This window comes from Bacillus sp. FSL R5-0397, from assembly GCF_038593395.1.
GTDB lineage: Bacteria > Bacillota > Bacilli > Bacillales > Bacillaceae > Bacillus > Bacillus altitudinis.
This window is the reverse complement of record NZ_CP151992.1, coordinates 1-18,612: the sequence shown is the minus strand read 5'-3', so window position 1 is coordinate 18,612 and position 18,612 is coordinate 1. Positions and strand designations below refer to the sequence as shown.

General features: G+C 43.4%; 10 protein-coding genes, 2 tRNA genes and 3 rRNA genes. 1 reads left to right on the top strand and 14 read right to left on the bottom strand.

Features of this window, described 5'->3' with window-relative positions:
- Positions 1-28: 28 nt before the first annotated feature.
- Positions 29-1,354, bottom strand: coding sequence for a D-alanyl-D-alanine carboxypeptidase family protein (locus tag NSQ70_RS00075; RefSeq protein WP_342502359.1), 1,326 nt, complete (start codon positions 1,352-1,354; stop codon positions 29-31).
- Positions 1,355-1,514: 160 nt separating this feature from the next.
- Positions 1,515-2,981 (bottom strand): IMP dehydrogenase, encoded by a 1,467-nt coding sequence (gene guaB, locus NSQ70_RS00070; protein WP_008342039.1) that lies wholly within the window; start codon positions 2,979-2,981, stop codon positions 1,515-1,517.
- Positions 2,982-3,102: 121 nt separating this feature from the next.
- Here guaB and NSQ70_RS00065 point away from each other — a divergent pair, with 121 nt between their 5' ends.
- A complete protein-coding gene (locus tag NSQ70_RS00065; protein WP_041506557.1) occupies positions 3,103-4,071 on the top strand; it encodes a YaaC family protein in 969 nt (322 codons plus the stop codon).
- An 11-nt stretch (positions 4,072-4,082) separates the two neighbouring features.
- Here NSQ70_RS00065 and rrf read toward each other — a convergent pair.
- The 12 genes from rrf to dnaA form a co-directional block, all read right to left on the bottom strand.
- Positions 4,083-4,198 (bottom strand): 5S ribosomal RNA (gene rrf, locus NSQ70_RS00060).
- A 61-nt stretch (positions 4,199-4,259) separates the two neighbouring features.
- Positions 4,260-7,190: ribosomal RNA gene (locus NSQ70_RS00055) — 23S ribosomal RNA — on the bottom strand.
- Positions 7,191-7,288: 98 nt separating this feature from the next.
- Positions 7,289-7,364, bottom strand: a tRNA-Ala gene (locus tag NSQ70_RS00050).
- A 14-nt stretch (positions 7,365-7,378) separates the two neighbouring features.
- Positions 7,379-7,455: transfer RNA gene (locus NSQ70_RS00045), tRNA-Ile, on the bottom strand.
- A 96-nt stretch (positions 7,456-7,551) separates the two neighbouring features.
- Positions 7,552-9,100 (bottom strand): 16S ribosomal RNA (locus tag NSQ70_RS00040).
- The 16S, 23S and 5S rRNA genes sit together here with 2 tRNA genes alongside, the layout of an rRNA operon.
- Positions 9,101-9,466: 366 nt before the next feature.
- Entirely contained in the window at positions 9,467-11,971 is a 2,505-nt protein-coding gene (gyrA, locus tag NSQ70_RS00035) for a DNA gyrase subunit A (protein ID WP_008347605.1), read from the bottom strand.
- 234 nt (positions 11,972-12,205) lie between these two features.
- On the bottom strand, positions 12,206-14,122 hold the full coding sequence (gene gyrB / locus NSQ70_RS00030) for a DNA topoisomerase (ATP-hydrolyzing) subunit B (protein WP_342502599.1): 1,917 nt from the start codon (positions 14,120-14,122) through the stop codon (positions 12,206-12,208).
- 58 nt (positions 14,123-14,180) lie between these two features.
- The gene (locus NSQ70_RS00025) at positions 14,181-14,426 is read right to left on the bottom strand and encodes an extracellular matrix/biofilm biosynthesis regulator RemA family protein (RefSeq protein ID WP_008360920.1); all 246 of its coding nucleotides are present in this window, start codon (positions 14,424-14,426) and stop codon (positions 14,181-14,183) included.
- Between the two features lie 17 nt (positions 14,427-14,443).
- Entirely contained in the window at positions 14,444-15,556 is a 1,113-nt protein-coding gene (gene recF / locus NSQ70_RS00020; RefSeq protein ID WP_256688898.1) for a DNA replication/repair protein RecF, read from the bottom strand.
- Positions 15,557-15,572: 16 nt separating this feature from the next.
- Positions 15,573-15,788 (bottom strand): S4 domain-containing protein YaaA, encoded by a 216-nt coding sequence (gene yaaA, locus NSQ70_RS00015; RefSeq protein WP_008347598.1) that lies wholly within the window; start codon positions 15,786-15,788, stop codon positions 15,573-15,575.
- 150 nt (positions 15,789-15,938) lie between these two features.
- Positions 15,939-17,075 carry a DNA polymerase III subunit beta gene (gene dnaN / locus NSQ70_RS00010; RefSeq protein WP_008347596.1) on the bottom strand — a complete coding sequence of 379 codons (1,137 nt, stop codon included), beginning with the start codon at positions 17,073-17,075 and terminating at the stop codon, positions 15,939-15,941.
- 196 nt (positions 17,076-17,271) lie between these two features.
- Complete coding sequence (gene dnaA, locus NSQ70_RS00005) at positions 17,272-18,612, bottom strand: chromosomal replication initiator protein DnaA (RefSeq protein WP_008347594.1); 1,341 nt, start codon at positions 18,610-18,612, stop codon at positions 17,272-17,274.

Here is an 18,612-nt window from a genome sequence, read left to right as displayed (position 1 = left end):
CTCTCACATATAGAGAGCAGTTTTTTTATTAGAACCAACCTTTTACTGTGTCGACGATTCCACCCCAAATGCCAGCGAAGAATCCACCTACACCGCGCATTGCAAGGATGAACCAGTTTGCTTTTTCATCACCTGTTTTCGTCACAAGCTCAACACCTGATTGGTCTTTACTCAAATAGCCGTAGTCCTTCTCATCACCAGAATAAGAAGTCGTCAGCATGCCAACCTTTGTTCCTTTTTTAATAGGAGCTTCTAGGTTCTTTTTATCAATATTTACTTTCGCTTTATAGCTCTTCTCGTCACCATTTTTAACCGGTACAGAGAAAGCTTCTTTCGTCACGACGGGTACTTCTTTATCTTTCCCTTTATCGACTTCGATGTTTTCATGTCCCTTGATTTGTTGGCCTTTTTTGTACATTTCTTTCATCGTGAAGTTTTTAAAGGCATAATCGAACAATTTTTTCGCCACATCAAAACGAGCTGTATGAAGATTTCCTTTAGCATTCAGGACAACTGCAATCACACGCATGTCACCACGTTTTGCTGTACCTGTGAAGCTAGAACCAGCTGAATCAGTAGAGCCCGTTTTCAGACCGTCTACGCCTTCATATTCTTTCACAAGTCCTTTAAGCATAAAGTTCCAGTTTGGCATGTCCATTTCGTCATCTGTGCCTTCTCTGAACTTTGTTTTCGCGATGCTTGCTGTTTCAAGAATTTCTGGATGATCTTTGATGAGATGCTGTGCAAGCAAAGCCATATCCTTTGCGGAAACTTCGCTTTCTTCATCAGGTCCCGTACCTTTTGGCTGTTTGCCATGTAAGTCTTTATTTTCTAATCCAGTTGCATTCACGAATTTGTAATTGGTTAAGCCAAGTTCTTTTGCTTTTGCATTCATTTTTTCAACAAACTTTGATTCTGATCCAGAAATTACCTCTGCTAGACCAATTGCTGCTGCATTTGCTGAATAAATAGCCGTTGCTTGATAAAGTTCTTTGACAGTATACGAACCATCTTTTCTCAATGGAACATTGGATAAACTGCGGTCTTGAGAAATTTCGTACACGTAATCATCTGGCGTATATGTTTGATCCCATTTCACTTTGCCTTCAGCAATCGCTTCTAGTAATAGATACTCTGTCATCATCTTTGCCATACTTGCAATAGGCAGTCTTTGTTCTGCGTTTTTACTATAAAGAATTTTACCTGTAGAAGCTTCAATAAGGATGGCTGCTTTCGCATTCACATTGAATGGATCTTCAGCCGCTTTTGCTTTGGACATTGGGGTAAATGCAGTAACAATCAATGCCAATGCAAGGATAGAGACCATAAGCTGTTTCAACATCTTGCTGTTCAATCGTCATACCTCCGTATTCATCTTTTTTCGACGTTTTTCATATATATTTAATCCACAAGGGCTTATTTCGACACAACAGTATAAATTTTATCACAATAAAGACAAAAAAAATAGACAGAGTCATAGACCCTGTCAAATGTAATTTGATTGTCACAATTTATCAAGAAATTGTGTAGTTTGGTGATTCTTTTGTAATTTGTACATCATGTGGATGGCTCTCACGAAGACCTGCACCTGTCATGCGAATGAATTGTGCTTCTTCTCTAAGAGTACGTAAGTCCTGTGTTCCACAGTAGCCCATACCTGAGCGAATACCGCCAACAAGTTGGTAAACAGTGTCAACAACTGGTCCTTTATATGGTGTACGTCCTTCGATACCTTCTGGAACGAATTTTTTATTATCTTCTTGGAAGTAACGATCTTTACTTCCTTTTTCCATTGCAGCAACAGAACCCATACCACGATATACTTTGAAACGTCTGCCTTGGAAAATTTCTGTTTCTCCTGGGCTTTCAGATGTACCAGCAAGAAGGCTTCCCAGCATAACAGCATGTCCACCAGAAGCTAATGCTTTCACGATATCACCTGAATATTTAATTCCACCATCTGCAATAATAGATTTACCATGTTTTCTTGCTTCTGTTGCACAGTCATAAATCGCTGTGATTTGTGGTACACCGACCCCTGCAACAACACGTGTTGTACAAATCGATCCTGGTCCAATACCCACTTTTACAATATCTGCTCCAGCTTCAAACAATGCTTTTGTTGCTTCAGCTGTTGCAACGTTACCAGCAATGATGTTAAGAGAAGGATACGTTTCACGGATTTTCGATACAGTGTCTAGAACACCTTGAGAATGACCGTGTGCTGTATCAATGACGATCACATCAACATTGGCTTCTACTAATTTTTTCACACGAGTCATTGTATCGCCAGTGACACCTACAGCGGCACCAACAATTAAACGGCCATGTGCATCTTTAGAGGAGTTAGGGAATTCAATCACTTTTTCAATATCTTTGATGGTGATGAGACCTTTTAATGTTCCTTCGTCATCTAAAAGAGGTAATTTTTCAATTTTATATTGCTGAAGGATTTTTTCAGCTTCTTCTAATGTTGTTCCAACAGAAGCTGTCACAAGTTCCTCTTTTGTCATCACGTCGCTAATCTTCATTGAATAATCCGAAATAAAACGAAGGTCACGGTTCGTAATAATCCCAACAAGCTTTTGATCTTGTTCGTTATTAACAATCGGTACACCAGAAATACGATATTTACCCATTAAATGTTCTGCATCGAATACTTGATGATCCGGTGTTAAGAAAAATGGATTTGTAATAACACCACGCTCTGAACGTTTTACTTTGTCCACTTGTTCAGCTTGTTGCTCGATAGACATGTTCTTATGGATGATTCCAAGACCACCTTGACGTGCCATTGCAATCGCCATTTGTGATTCCGTCACAGTATCCATTCCTGCACTAATAATTGGAATGTTCAGCTTTAAAGTGCTTGTTAACTCAACTGATAAATTGACATCACGCGGAAGCACCTCAGACTTTGCTGGAACAAGCAACACATCGTCAAACGTCAAACCTTCTTTTGAAAATTTACTTTCCCACATTAGTAAATCCCCCTCTTTTCGGCAAAATATTATATGTAGATTATCAACTAGGAAACAGCATGTCAAGGAAGCAACAAACAGTTGCAATTTTTAGAAAATATAAAGAGAGTTGAGGAAGAAGATGAAAAGTTCAGGATGGAAGGATTTAAAACGTTTTTACTCACTTGAAACTTCCCAAAAGTTTCTATTTCAACAGTACGAGAAACGGAATATTCAGGAGGCAAACCAACAAGCCTATAAAAACTGTGAACGATTTATTTACTTTTTAAAGCACGGTCATACATTTTATGACCAAGCCGCATCAGCTCCACTTGAACTAAAACCAATTTTATTGTTTTATGGAATGGCACAGCTGTTAAAGGCATGTTTGCTGACAGTGGATCCCGACTATCCTTCTCAAACCTCTGTCTTAGCTCATGGTGTCACCTCAAGAAAAAGAAAGAAGCAACATTATCGTTTTAGTGAGGATGAAGTCAAGATTCAGCGAAACGGATTATGTATGCATGTATTAAAGCACTTATTTCATTTAAATGGTCTTGAAGATGAACGATTTACGATGATCAATCTCCTTTCAAAAATACCTGAAATGGGTCATATTCTTGAGTTTCAAAAACAGCCCGCGACTTTAGTGAAAGTAGAGCAAGCAAATGGCATATTGATTCAAGATCATATTCCCTTGCTCTATAATATGTCTGCCGAACGTTTTATTGAATATTTTGAGTTCCATACAATTTGGAAGCTTAAGCAACGAGAGGCTAAAAAACTAACATTTGATGTATTTTCAGAAGAAAACCCTGCTCTTGCTACTCATCTTCATTATGATTTAGAAATGAATCAATGGTTCATTCCATCAACGCGAGATGCCTTTTTAGGGATTCCTGAGATCATCAGCCATTACTTGTTAATGTATAATCTCAGTATGATTGCCCGCTACGAAACAGAATGGTGGTACGAGCTTTTATCTCAATACATTAGTGATGATTATGTCATGATTGAACGTTATATGGAGATTGCAGAGGACAAGTTTCCGGCTTATATCATGATGCTGCTAGAAGAAAACACAAAAAAGACCAGTTCCGACTGGAACTGATCCTTTGAAAAGCTTGGCGGCGTCCTACTCTCACAGGGGGAAACCCCCAACTACCATCGGCGCTGAAGAGCTTAACTTCCGTGTTCGGTATGGGAACGGGTGTGACCTCTTCGCTATCGCCACCAAACCTGATGGAGAGAATGTTCTCTCAAAACTAGATAACAATGTTCATTTTTCACATTAGAATATAGGTTAAGTCCTCGATCTATTAGTATCTGTCAGCTCCACGTGTCACCACGCTTCCACCTCAGACCTATCAACCTGATCATCTTTCAGGGATCTTACTTCCTTGCGGAATGGGAAATCTCATCTTGAGGGGGGCTTCATGCTTAGATGCTTTCAGCACTTATCCCGTCCGCACATAGCTACCCAGCGATGCCCTTGGCAGAACAACTGGTACACCAGCGGTGCGTCCATCCCGGTCCTCTCGTACTAAGGACAGCTCCTCTCAAATTTCCTGCGCCCGCGACGGATAGGGACCGAACTGTCTCACGACGTTCTGAACCCAGCTCGCGTACCGCTTTAATGGGCGAACAGCCCAACCCTTGGGACCGACTACAGCCCCAGGATGCGATGAGCCGACATCGAGGTGCCAAACCTCCCCGTCGATGTGGACTCTTGGGGGAGATAAGCCTGTTATCCCCGGGGTAGCTTTTATCCGTTGAGCGATGGCCCTTCCATGCGGAACCACCGGATCACTAAGCCCGACTTTCGTCCCTGCTCGACTTGTAGGTCTCGCAGTCAAGCTCCCTTGTGCCTTTACACTCTGCGAATGATTTCCAACCATTCTGAGGGAACCTTTGGGCGCCTCCGTTACATTTTAGGAGGCGACCGCCCCAGTCAAACTGCCCACCTGACACTGTCTCCCTGCCCGATAAGGGCAGCGGGTTAGAAGGTCAATACAGCCAGGGTAGTATCCCACCGATGCCTCCACCGAAGCTAGCGCTCCGGTTTCCAAGGCTCCTACCTATCCTGTACAAGCTGTACCAACATTCAATATCAGGCTGCAGTAAAGCTCCACGGGGTCTTTCCGTCCTGTCGCGGGTAACCTGCATCTTCACAGGTACTATAATTTCACCGAGTCTCTCGTTGAGACAGTGCCCAGATCGTTGCGCCTTTCGTGCGGGTCGGAACTTACCCGACAAGGAATTTCGCTACCTTAGGACCGTTATAGTTACGGCCGCCGTTTACTGGGGCTTCAATTCGCACCTTCGCTTACGCTAAGCGCTCCTCTTAACCTTCCAGCACCGGGCAGGCGTCAGCCCCTATACTTCGCCTTACGGCTTCGCAGAGACCTGTGTTTTTGCTAAACAGTCGCCTGGGCCTATTCACTGCGGCTTCTCGGGGCTTTAACACCCTAAGAAGCACCCCTTCTCCCGAAGTTACGGGGTCATTTTGCCGAGTTCCTTAACGAGAGTTCTCTCGATCACCTTAGGATTCTCTCCTCGCCTACCTGTGTCGGTTTGCGGTACGGGCACCTCTCACCTCGCTAGAGGCTTTTCTTGGCAGTGTGGAATCAGGAACTTCGCTACTAAATTTCGCTCGCCATCACAGCTCAGCCTTCACGGGAAACGGATTTGCCTATTTCCCAGCCTAACTGCTTGGACGCGGATATCCAATACCGCGCTTACCCTATCCTCCTGCGTCCCCCCATTGCTCAAATGGTGAGGAGGTGGTACAGGAATATCAACCTGTTGTCCATCGCCTACGCCTTTCGGCCTCGGCTTAGGTCCCGACTAACCCTGAGCGGACGAGCCTTCCTCAGGAAACCTTAGGCATTCGGTGGACGGGATTCTCACCCGTCTTTCGCTACTCATACCGGCATTCTCACTTCTAAGCGCTCCACCAGTCCTTCCGGTCTGACTTCACTGCACTTAGAACGCTCTCCTACCACTGTTCGTAAGAACAGTCCGCAGCTTCGGTGATACGTTTAGCCCCGGTACATTTTCGGCGCAGAGTCACTCGACCAGTGAGCTATTACGCACTCTTTAAATGGTGGCTGCTTCTAAGCCAACATCCTGGTTGTCTAAGCAACTCCACATCCTTTTCCACTTAACGTATACTTTGGGACCTTAGCTGGCGGTCTGGGCTGTTTCCCTTTCGACTACGGATCTTATCACTCGCAGTCTGACTCCCAAGGATAAGTCATCGGCATTCGGAGTTTGACTGAATTCGGTAACCCGGTAGGGGCCCCTAGTCCAATCAGTGCTCTACCTCCGAGACTCTTACCTTGAGGCTAGCCCTAAAGCTATTTCGGAGAGAACCAGCTATCTCCAGGTTCGATTGGCATTTCACCCCTACCCACACCTCATCCCCGCACTTTTCAACGTGCGTGGGTTCGGGCCTCCATTCAGTGTTACCTGAACTTCACCCTGGACATGGGTAGATCACCTGGTTTCGGGTCTACGACCACGTACTCATGCGCCCTATTCAGACTCGCTTTCGCTGCGGCTCCGCATCTTCTGCTTAACCTTGCACGGGATCGTAACTCGCCGGTTCATTCTACAAAAGGCACGCCATCACCCGTTAACGGGCTCTGACTACTTGTAGGCACACGGTTTCAGGATCTATTTCACTCCCCTTCCGGGGTGCTTTTCACCTTTCCCTCACGGTACTGGTTCACTATCGGTCACTAGGGAGTATTTAGCCTTGGGAGATGGTCCTCCCGGATTCCGACGGAATTTCACGTGTTCCGCCGTACTCAGGATCCACTCTGGAGAGAACAACATTTCAGTTACAGGGCTGTTACCTTCTTTGGCGGGCCTTTCCAGACCTCTTCGCTTATATCGTTCCTTTGTAACTCCGTATAGAGTGTCCTACAACCCCAAGAGGCAAGCCTCTTGGTTTGGGCTGTTCCCGTTTCGCTCGCCGCTACTCAGGGAATCGCATTTGCTTTCTCTTCCTCCGGGTACTTAGATGTTTCAGTTCCCCGGGTATGCCTTCTCATACTCTATGTATTCAAGTATGGATACTACTCCATTACGAGCAGTGGGTTTCCCCATTCGGAAATCTCCGGATCAAAGCTTGCTTACAGCTCCCCGAAGCATATCGGTGTTCGTCCCGTCCTTCATCGGCTCCTAGTGCCAAGGCATCCACCGTGCGCCCTTTCTAACTTAACCATTTCTTACTTTAGAAAGAATCACTATGTGTGATGAACTTTGCATTGCATTCAATGTGAATGTATTACTTATTGTTATCTAGTTTTCAAAGAACACGTTGGTGGAGCCTAGCGGGATCGAACCGCTGACCTCCTGCGTGCAAGGCAGGCGCTCTCCCAGCTGAGCTAAGGCCCCGATTTAATAGAAGATGGTGGGCCTGAGTGGACTCGAACCACCGACCTCACGCTTATCAGGCGTGCGCTCTAACCAGCTGAGCTACAGGCCCATCTTTCATATCGAAGATATGATGTTGTAGGATCTTTTGCAAGTTCCTTCAAAACTAAACAAGACGAAAAACGTACGCTGCTCCATATATCCTTAGAAAGGAGGTGATCCAGCCGCACCTTCCGATACGGCTACCTTGTTACGACTTCACCCCAATCATCTGCCCCACCTTCGGCGGCTGGCTCCATAAAGGTTACCTCACCGACTTCGGGTGTTGCAAACTCTCGTGGTGTGACGGGCGGTGTGTACAAGGCCCGGGAACGTATTCACCGCGGCATGCTGATCCGCGATTACTAGCGATTCCAGCTTCACGCAGTCGAGTTGCAGACTGCGATCCGAACTGAGAACAGATTTGTGGGATTGGCTAAACCTTGCGGTCTCGCAGCCCTTTGTTCTGTCCATTGTAGCACGTGTGTAGCCCAGGTCATAAGGGGCATGATGATTTGACGTCATCCCCACCTTCCTCCGGTTTGTCACCGGCAGTCACCTTAGAGTGCCCAACTGAATGCTGGCAACTAAGATCAAGGGTTGCGCTCGTTGCGGGACTTAACCCAACATCTCACGACACGAGCTGACGACAACCATGCACCACCTGTCACTCTGTCCCCGAAGGGAAAGCCCTATCTCTAGGGTTGTCAGAGGATGTCAAGACCTGGTAAGGTTCTTCGCGTTGCTTCGAATTAAACCACATGCTCCACCGCTTGTGCGGGCCCCCGTCAATTCCTTTGAGTTTCAGTCTTGCGACCGTACTCCCCAGGCGGAGTGCTTAATGCGTTAGCTGCAGCACTAAGGGGCGGAAACCCCCTAACACTTAGCACTCATCGTTTACGGCGTGGACTACCAGGGTATCTAATCCTGTTCGCTCCCCACGCTTTCGCTCCTCAGCGTCAGTTACAGACCAGAGAGTCGCCTTCGCCACTGGTGTTCCTCCACATCTCTACGCATTTCACCGCTACACGTGGAATTCCACTCTCCTCTTCTGCACTCAAGTTTCCCAGTTTCCAATGACCCTCCCCGGTTGAGCCGGGGGCTTTCACATCAGACTTAAGAAACCGCCTGCGAGCCCTTTACGCCCAATAATTCCGGACAACGCTTGCCACCTACGTATTACCGCGGCTGCTGGCACGTAGTTAGCCGTGGCTTTCTGGTTAGGTACCGTCAAGGTGCAAGCAGTTACTCTTGCACTTGTTCTTCCCTAACAACAGAGCTTTACGATCCGAAAACCTTCATCACTCACGCGGCGTTGCTCCGTCAGACTTTCGTCCATTGCGGAAGATTCCCTACTGCTGCCTCCCGTAGGAGTCTGGGCCGTGTCTCAGTCCCAGTGTGGCCGATCACCCTCTCAGGTCGGCTACGCATCGTCGCCTTGGTGAGCCGTTACCTCACCAACTAGCTAATGCGCCGCGGGTCCATCTGTAAGTGACAGCCGAAACCGTCTTTCATCCTTGAACCATGCGGTTCAAGGAACTATCCGGTATTAGCTCCGGTTTCCCGGAGTTATCCCAGTCTTACAGGCAGGTTACCCACGTGTTACTCACCCGTCCGCCGCTAACATCCGGGAGCAAGCTCCCTTCTGTCCGCTCGACTTGCATGTATTAGGCACGCCGCCAGCGTTCGTCCTGAGCCAGGATCAAACTCTCCGAAAAAGTACAAAACCGAAGTTTTGTTTTTCGTCAGCGTTTGACTGACTACCTATGATGTATCATAGGATTTTTTTATAAAAACTCGAATTAACAGGTACGTTTTGTCTTGTTTAGTTTTCAAAGAACTTGTTTGTCACTCTCTCAAAGCGACCACTTAAATATATCATATATCTCTATCAATAGTCAACATTTTTCTTGAAAAACATTTTATTTTTTTAAGAAGTTTTTGTTATGAAAGAGATAAAAAATAGAGCCTCTTTTTGCTCCTTTGAAAGATTAACACATATCTATGAAAAAAGCATTATAAACTTCAAAAAAAATCATGTTTTTTCAAAAAAAAATAAAGCCGGTGAAAAACCGGCTTTATTTTTACTCAGATTGCTCTTGATCTGACTCTACATTTTCTACGTTTTCTTCACTATTCTCTTCATCGTCTTCTGGTGATTGTTCTACTAATGCCACTGTAGCGACATGTTCATCATCACCTAGACGGATCAGACGGACACCTTGAGTGACTCGGCCTGTTGTGGAGATATCTGAAACGGCCATACGAATGATGACACCACTGCCTGTGATAATCATCAAGTCTTCTTCAGCTTCAGCGTTAGTCGCCTTCACTGCAACAAGCGGACCGTTGTTGTCAGTGATCTTGCACGTTTTCAGACCTTTACCACCACGGCTTTGGACACGATATTCTTTTTCAGGCGTTAATTTACCATAACCTTTTTCAGTTACGATCAATACGTTTGCATCTGGCTCAAGGATTTCCATTCCAACGACGATGTCATCCTCAGAAAGTGTGATCCCTTTAACTCCAGCTGCTGTACGTCCCATTTCACGAACATCTGTCTCGTCGAAACGAATGAGCATTCCTTTTTTCGTTCCGATGATGATTTGTTTTTCACCATTGGTTAAACGAACAGCCATCAATTCATCTTCATCACGCAGGCTGAGTGCAATCAAACCGTTGTTACGGATGTTTGCAAATTGAGACAATGACGTTCGTTTCGATACACCGTGTCTTGTTGTAAAGAAGAGATACGAATCTTCATCAAATTCGCTGACTGGAATAATGGCGTTTATCCACTCTCCCTTTTCTACTTCAAGAAGGTTAATAATCGGAATCCCTTTCGCTGTTCGTCCGAATTCAGGGATCTCATAGCCCTTCGCTCGATAGACCTTCCCTTTATTAGAGAAGAAGAGAATCGTATCGTGCGTAGATGTTGAGATCAGCTGTTCAACGAAATCATCTTCGTTGGTTCCCATTCCTTGTACACCTTTACCGCCTCTTTTTTGACTGCGGTATGTTGATGCAGGCAGGCGCTTAATATAACCATTATGAGTCAGTGTGATCACAATATTTTCAACAGGAATCAAATCTTCGTCTTCGATTGTTTCTATACCCGCTGTCACAATTTCTGTGCGACGCGTATCATTGAAGCGTTCTTTGATTTCTGTTAATTCTTCTCTAATGATTTCTAGAACTTTCTCATTGTCTGCTAGAATGGCTTTCAATTCAGCAATCAATTCAACAAGCCCTTTGTATTCATCTTCTATTTTCTCTCTTTCTAAACCAGTCAAACGCTGGAGTCGCATATCGAGAATGGCCTGTGCTTGTTTTTCAGACAAGCTATAGTTTTCCATCAAACCATTTCTTGCAATTTCAGCAGTTTGAGAGCCTCTAATTAAGGCAATGACCTCATCTAAGTGATCAAGCGCAATTCTTAAGCCTTCTAAAATATGAGCTCTTGCTTCCGCTTTACGCAATTCATACGCCGTTCTTCGACGAATGATCACTTTCTGATGCTCAAGGTAATATTCAAGACATTGTTTGAGAGACAACACTTTCGGCTGTCCATCAACAAGTGCAAGCAAGTTAATACCGAAGGACGTTTGAAGTGTCGTTTGTTTATAAAGATTGTTTAATAGAACATGGACGTTTGCGTCTCTTCGCAGTTCAATGACAATTCTCATTCCATTACGGTCAGATTCATCACGAAGATCTGTAATGCCATCAATCTTTTTATCACGGACAAGATCAGCGATTTTTTCGATCAAACGAGCTTTATTAACCTGGTAAGGAATCTCGTTGATGACAATGCGCTGCTTACCACTAGATGTTTCTTCGATATTTGACTTTGCACGTAATGTAATAGAGCCGCGTCCTGTTTCATACGCTTTACGAATACCGCTTCGGCCAATGATTTGTCCCGCAGTTGGGAAGTCTGGACCTGGAATGATGTCCATTAGTTCCTGTGTCGTCATTTCAGGATTTTGACTAATTGCCAATACCCCATCAATCACTTCACCTAGTTGGTGAGGCGGGATATTCGTTGCCATCCCTACAGCGATTCCAGTTGCCCCGTTCACTAATAAGTTCGGGAACCTAGCAGGCATAACGACTGGCTCTCTTTCACTGCCATCGTAGTTATCTTGATAATCAATGGTGTCCTTTGTGATATCACGCAGGATCTCCATCGAAATTTTAGAAAGACGTGCCTCGGTATAACGCATGGCTGCTGCACCGTCTCCATCGACAGAACCAAAGTTCCCGTGCCCTTCAACCAGCATATTACGATAGTTGAAATCTTGCGCCATCCGAACCATCGCTTCATATACAGCGCTATCACCGTGAGGGTGGTACTTACCGATAACTTCCCCAACGATACGTGCAGATTTCTTAAATGGTTTATCACTTGTCATACCTAGGTCATTCATCGCATACAAAATTCTTCGATGCACGGGCTTCAATCCGTCTCGCACATCTGGTAATGCACGCGAAACAATAACACTCATTGCATAATCTAAAAAGGACGTACGCATTTCATGGCTAATATTCACTTCGCGTACATTTGGTGTATGTTGTTCACTCACTATAAGAACCTCCCTTTACGTATCACATGAAATAAATTATGTGGGAGTAAAATATGTATTTATCTTCACAAGACTATTCTCCATTATATCAATAATCTTGCCTTTATACACATTTATTTACTAGAAAATCAACGAAACGCAGAAAACCAGGACATTCGTTTCACGCCCCTGTTTCTTGAAAAACAACCTTATTCCAAACAAGAAATAAGGTTGCTCTCAAGGGGGGATACCTATCTAAATATCAAGATTTTTTACGTATTGTGCATTTTCTTCGATAAAGTTACGTCTCGGCTCTACTTTATCTCCCATTAGCATTTCAAAAGTCTCATCAGCATCGATTGCATCCTCAAGTGTCACTTGAAGAAGTGTTCTCGCATCAGGATCCATTGTTGTTTCCCAAAGCTGAGTAGCATTCATCTCTCCAAGCCCTTTATAACGCTGAAGTCCAGGTTTCGGTGTTTGAGGCAGTGTTTTTAACAGTTCATCTAGCTGTTTATCGTTATACACGTATTCAACACGCTTTCCTTGCTGCACTTTATATAAAGGCGGCTGTGCAATATACACATAACCGTTTTCAATGATTTCACGCATGTAGCGATAGAAGAATGTTAGGAGTAGCGTCCGAATATGCGCTCCATCAACATCAGCATCAGTCATGATCACAATTTTGTGATAACGTGCTTTCTCTAAAGTGAAGTCTTCTCCGATTCCGGTCCCTAGCGCTGTAATCATTGAACGAACCTCGTTGTTAGATAAAATTTTATCTAGTCGTGCTTTTTCAACGTTTAGGATCTTCCCTCTTAACGGTAAGATCGCTTGGAAATGTCGATCACGACCTTGCTTAGCAGATCCGCCCGCAGAATCTCCCTCTACGATATAAAGCTCAGAGATGGAAGGATCTTTAGAAGAACAGTCTGCCAGTTTCCCAGGCAAGCTAGAGACTTCCAGTGCACTTTTACGTCTTGTCAGCTCACGTGCCTTTTTGGCAGCCATTCTTGCACGAGCTGCCATCACACCTTTCTCCACAATTTTCTTTGCAGCATCAGGGTTCTCTAGGAGGAATTTCTCAAGTGCTTCGGAGAAGAGGGAGTCGGTAATGGTTCTTGCTTCTGAGTTACCGAGCTTTGTCTTCGTTTGTCCTTCGAATTGAGGGTCTGGATGTTTGATAGAGATAATGGCTGTTAAGCCTTCTCGTACATCTTCACCGCTCAAATTCGAGTCACCATCTTTGAATACGCCATTTTTACGAGCATAATCATTGATCACACGCGTCAGACCTGTTTTAAAGCCTGCTTCATGTGTTCCGCCTTCATATGTGTTGATGTTGTTGGCGAAAGAATAAATATTGCTTGTATAGGAATCGTTGTATTGCAGTGCAACTTCAACGGTGATTCCGTCTTTTTCACCCTCGATGTAAACTGGTTCTTCATGAACGACTTCCTTCGAGCGATTCAAATGTTCTACATAGCTCTTAATACCGCCTTCATAGCAGTATTCATTTCTTCGCTCTTTGCCTTCACGTAAGTCTTCAATGATGATGTTGACGCCTTTTGTTAAGAAAGCTAACTCACGTACACGGTTAGCAAGTGTGTCGTAATCAAATTCAATGGTTTCAGTAAAAATTTCTGGATCTGGCACAAAATGAGTGGTTGTCCCTGTTACATCTGTTTCACCAATGATCTCTAAATCTCCAACTGGAACACCGCGTTTGAATTGTTGATAATGAATTTTCCCATCACGATATACAGTCACGTCTAAGGTCATAGATAACGCATTAACAACAGATGCCCCTACGCCATGCAAACCGCCAGATACTTTATAACCGCTGCCGTCAAATTTACCACCAGCGTGAAGAACCGTCATAATCACTTCTACAGCAGGACGTCCCATTTTTTCGTGAATCCCAACAGGAATTCCGCGGCCGTTATCTTTCACTGTGATGCTATTATCTTTTTCAATTTGCACTGTAATGTCTGTACAATAACCAGCTAAAGCCTCATCAATACTGTTGTCGACAATTTCCCATACAAGATGGTGAAGTCCTTTTGCACTAGTTGACCCAATGTACATTCCTGGACGTTTTCTAACCGCTTCTAGTCCTTCGAGCACCTGTATCTGATTTTCATCATAACTATTATGTTGCTGTTCCATTGCCACGTACATTCACCTACACTTTTCTTAAACGATTATATTTATATGAATTGAGCTTTTAGACTTCAATTTCAATCACAAATGAAGCACGTTTTTTGAGCGTGCTTGAGGAAAGAGGAGAGTAATACACGGATTCAGTTGTGACGACGATGGATTTGGGTGTCCCTTGTGACAACGAAATGATTTGTTCTTCTTGTTTTTGAAGAAATTCCTCTACAACAGAAGATGACCTCATTTTGTAATCAACAATTGCGACAATCTCTCGTGTAGAAACAACACAATCATCACCTAAATGAATATACAAGACCCACACCTCATTTATCAGTCAATTACTTTTCCACTGGCTACTCTGAAAATTTCCGCTTCTTTCAAGGTGGCGTGATCGATGCCTTCAACACTCGTAGTGGTGACGAAGGTCTGTACACGTCCCTGAATGGTATGGAGCAAATGAGACTGTCTGTAATCATCAAGTTCAGATAAAACATCATCGAGCAGAAGAATTGGGTATTCACCGATTTCTTCATGAATCAGATCAATTTCTGCCAGCTTTAGTGAAAGAGCTGTTGTTCTTTGCTGCCCTTGAGAGCCATATGTCTGAACATCCCGACCATTCACAAAGAAAAGAAGATCATCTCTGTGAGGCCCCCATAGCGTCACCCCTCGGTCTATTTCTCTGTCTCTTAGTTTCTGAAACGATTCTTCATAGCTATTTTTTATTTTCGACAAGTCTGACGCTTCTGATACCTCTATTGCCGTCTGGTATTGGAGCTTGAGCGTTTCCAGCTCTCTTGAAATCCCAAAATGCAGCGGCTGCGCCCATTTTTCGAGCTGTTTCGTAAAAGTCAGTCTTCTTTTGACAACCTTCGCTGCCGCATCAATCAACTGCTCTGTTAAAATCTCCAGCATCGCTTGATCCGTTTGCTTTCTTGTTTGCAATTGTTTCAAGTAATGATTTCGCTGAGTGAGGATTTTTTGATAGAGCGATAAATCATGCAAGTAGACAGCAGACACTTGTCCAATCTCCATGTCGAGGAATCTTCTGCGGATTTGCGGGCTACCTTTCACAAGGCTGAGATCCTCTGGTGCAAACATGATGGTGTTCAAGGCACCAACATAATGACTGAGTTTCTGTTGTTCAATGTGATTGACCTTGCCCTTTTTTCCTTTTTTTGAGATCACGAGCTGCATGGGGAGTGGACCATTTTTTTTGATGACTCTACCTTCTATTTTAGCATAGTCTTCGTCCCATCGGATAAGTTCTTTATCATTTGACGTACGATGAGACTTTGCCATCGACAATACATAGATCGCTTCCATCAGGTTCGTTTTACCTTGGGCGTTCTCACCAATCATCACATTCACCTTATTGTCGAATTGAAGCTCGGTGTGTTCATAGTTTCGGTATGAAGTTAACGCCAGACTTTGAATGTACATGTATTGTCACCCGTTTCTAATTCACAACTTGAAATGTGCCGTGACCTTCTATCTCGACAACATCTCCTGGGTATAATTTGCGTCCCCGTCTATTATCTGGCTCTTGATTGATGAACACCTCATGTTCACTTAAAAACCACTTCGCCATTCCACCAGATTGAATGACTTCGGCTAATTTCAAAAACTGCCCTAATGTAATCATTTCTGTTTCAATCGTTATCAGATTAGGCATTGTATCGACCTCTTTCAATATCACTAATATCTAATTGTACTAAAAAACAAGACAAGAAGGAAAGGGGGAAAGCGAACTGGGATGAAAGAAAGCTGAGGAAACGAGGAAAAAAGCTGCTGTGCGCTCACACAGCAGCCATTTTAGACCAAATTAATACGTTCTAACTGGAAGAATCAATTGCAAAATGGAATCATCATTTGGCGTGCGTAATAGGAATGGTCTCATTGCGCCAGTGAAACTGACATGAATCTCTGTTCCCTCTAATACTTTTAAAGCATCAAGCATATATTTCGGACTGAAAGAGATTTTGAGATCCTCCCCTTTAATGTCATCTGCTTGCACCGTTTCAACTACTTTACCGATTTCAGGCGAATTAGAAGAGATTTCAAGGCTTTGCGCAGGATCAGCAGAAAGCTTCACAACGTTGTTACGCCCTTCTCTTGCTAAAAGTGACGCGCGATCAATCGCTTGAAGGAATTCTTTCGTATTCACCACTACATCCGTTTTACTTTCTTGCGGAATGAGGCGAGCTGTATCTGGGTAATTACCATCCAATAATCTTGAGAAGAATAGCACGTTCTGTGCTTTAAAGAGAACCTGTGTCTCCGTAATGACGATGCTCACAAGATCTTGTCCATCATCAAGAATTTTACTTAGCTCTGTTAAACTCTTTCCTGGAATGACCACATTGTACGAGCTTTCCTCGTTAATATCCAACTTCGCTTTTCTTAAAGCAAGACGATGACTATCCGTTGCTGTGCATATTAATTCACCTTTTTCAACCTTCCAGTTTACACCTGTCAAGATAGGTCGTGTTTCTGAGGTGGACACCGCGAAAACCGTTTGACGGATAAGGTTTTTAAGCAAATCTGTTGGAATTTGAAAAGCATGATGCTCTTCAATTTGTGGCAGATGCGGATATTCTTCAGCATCTAAGCCGTTTAAATTAAATTCTGCTGAACCAGAGCGGATGATGGTCAGATGATTTTGTTCTACCTCAATTTCGACAGTAGACATAGGCAGTTTCTTAACGATTTCGCTAAAGAAGCGGGCTTGCAGCACAATACTTCCTGGTCGATCAATTGTAATGACTTCTAAATCTCCATCTCTTTGAGGAATAAAAGATTCGATTGAGATATCAGAATCGCTCCCTGTGAGAGAAACCCCTTCATCAGATGCAACAATTTTAATCCCTGTCAAAATAGGAATCGTTGTTCTAGAGGATACGGCCTTTAATACATCTTGGACACTTTCAACAAGACGATCTTTTTGAATCGTGAATTTCATAGTGGTCCTCCTAATTTTTCTTAATGACATGTATATATATTTATTTAATAAAAATCGTAGAAGTACTAGTAGGGCTTGTGAATATGTGGATAAGTCAGTAGAAAGAAAGGAAAGACAGCCTATCCACATGTGGACAGACTGTGTATGACTATGCTCTAGTTATTCACATTTTCCCGTACTTATCTTATCAGCTTGATTATTTTAGTTGTTCTTTGATCTCTTTGACATGCTGCTGAAGCTGTTCATCTTCAACGATTAATTTTGAAATTTTCTCATGAGCATGAATGACGGTCGTATGATCTCGTCCACCAAATTCTTCTCCGATTTTAGGTAGAGAGGAATCGGTCATTTCTCTAGAGAGATACATCGCAATTTGTCTTGGATAAGCAACTGATTTCGTACGTTTCTTCGCTTTGAAATCTTCTAATCGAATATTAAATTGCTGCCCTACAATTCTTTGAATATCTTTTATTGTAATCACCTTAGGTTTTGATGAAGGAATGATGTCCTTTAGGGCTTCAGCTGCTAGATCAGCATTGATGTCTTTATTGATTAAAGAAGAGTAAGCAACAACACGAATCAAAGCACCTTCCAGTTCCCGAATATTGCTGTCGATTTGATTGGCAATATAAAGCATGACTTCATTCGGAATGTCTAAACCTTCTGCTTTTGCTTTTTTACGTAAGATCGCAATACGCGTTTCTAGATCTGGCGGGGTAATGTCTGTAATTAAGCCCCATTCGAATCGAGAGCGTAATCTGTCTTCAAGTGTCGGAATTTCCTTTGGCGGCCGGTCACTAGAAATGACGATTTGCTTACTTTCTTCGTGAAGTGTGTTGAATGTATGGAAAAACTCTTCTTGTGTTTGTTCTTTTCCTGCTAAAAATTGAATATCATCTATCAAAAGCACATCTACATTCCGATAGCGATTACGGAAATCGACTGCTTTGTTGTCCCGGATTGAGTTGATAAATTCATTTGTAAATTTTTCAGATGATAGATAGACCACTTTGGCTGATGGATTATGGTCGATGACGTAATGACCGATCGCATGCATTAAGTGAGTCTTTCCTAAACCAACGCCCCCATAAATAAAAAGCGGGTTATATGCTTTTGCTGGTGCTTCTGCGACTGCAAGTGAAGCTGCATGAGCAAAACGGTTGCCTGAACCAATAACAAAAGTATCAAATGTATATTTTGGATTCAGCATATTTTGTGGAATTTCAACGGGTTCTTCTTTCGACATTTTTTTGATTGGAGATTTTGGCATGGCTTCCTCTTCGTCCTGATTTTGAGGAATGATAAATTTGATGCTGAGCTCTTCGCCTGTCAGTTCATAGATGGTATCTGCAATTAAGTGAAGGTATCTTGACTCGAGCCAGTCCCTCGCAAATTCATTAGGTGCAGTAATAGTCAGCGTATCTCCTTGAAGAGAATGGGCTTTAGTGGACTTCATCCATGTTTCAAAACTAGGTTTGCTCAATTTTGTCTCTATTTTTTGAAGTGCTTTATTCCACAGATCCAAAATATTTTCCAT

What these genes read in the sequence shown, in the direction of transcription:
- yaaA (WP_008347598.1), bottom strand. Translation starts at nt 15,788, where the DNA reads ATGCCTAATCTGATAACGATTGAAACAGAAATGATTACATTAGGGCAG.
- dnaA (WP_008347594.1), bottom strand. Translation starts at nt 18,612, where the DNA reads ATGGAAAATATTTTGGATCTGTGGAATAAAGCACTTCAAAAAATAGAG.
- dnaN (WP_008347596.1), bottom strand. Translation starts at nt 17,075, where the DNA reads ATGAAATTCACGATTCAAAAAGATCGTCTTGTTGAAAGTGTCCAAGAT.
- recF (WP_256688898.1), bottom strand. Translation starts at nt 15,556, where the DNA reads ATGTACATTCAAAGTCTGGCGTTAACTTCATACCGAAACTATGAACAC.
- NSQ70_RS00065 (WP_041506557.1), top strand. Translation starts at nt 3,103, where the DNA reads ATGAAAAGTTCAGGATGGAAGGATTTAAAACGTTTTTACTCACTTGAA.
- gyrB (WP_342502599.1), bottom strand. Translation starts at nt 14,122, where the DNA reads ATGGAACAGCAACATAATAGTTATGATGAAAATCAGATACAGGTGCTC.
- guaB (WP_008342039.1), bottom strand. Translation starts at nt 2,981, where the DNA reads ATGTGGGAAAGTAAATTTTCAAAAGAAGGTTTGACGTTTGACGATGTG.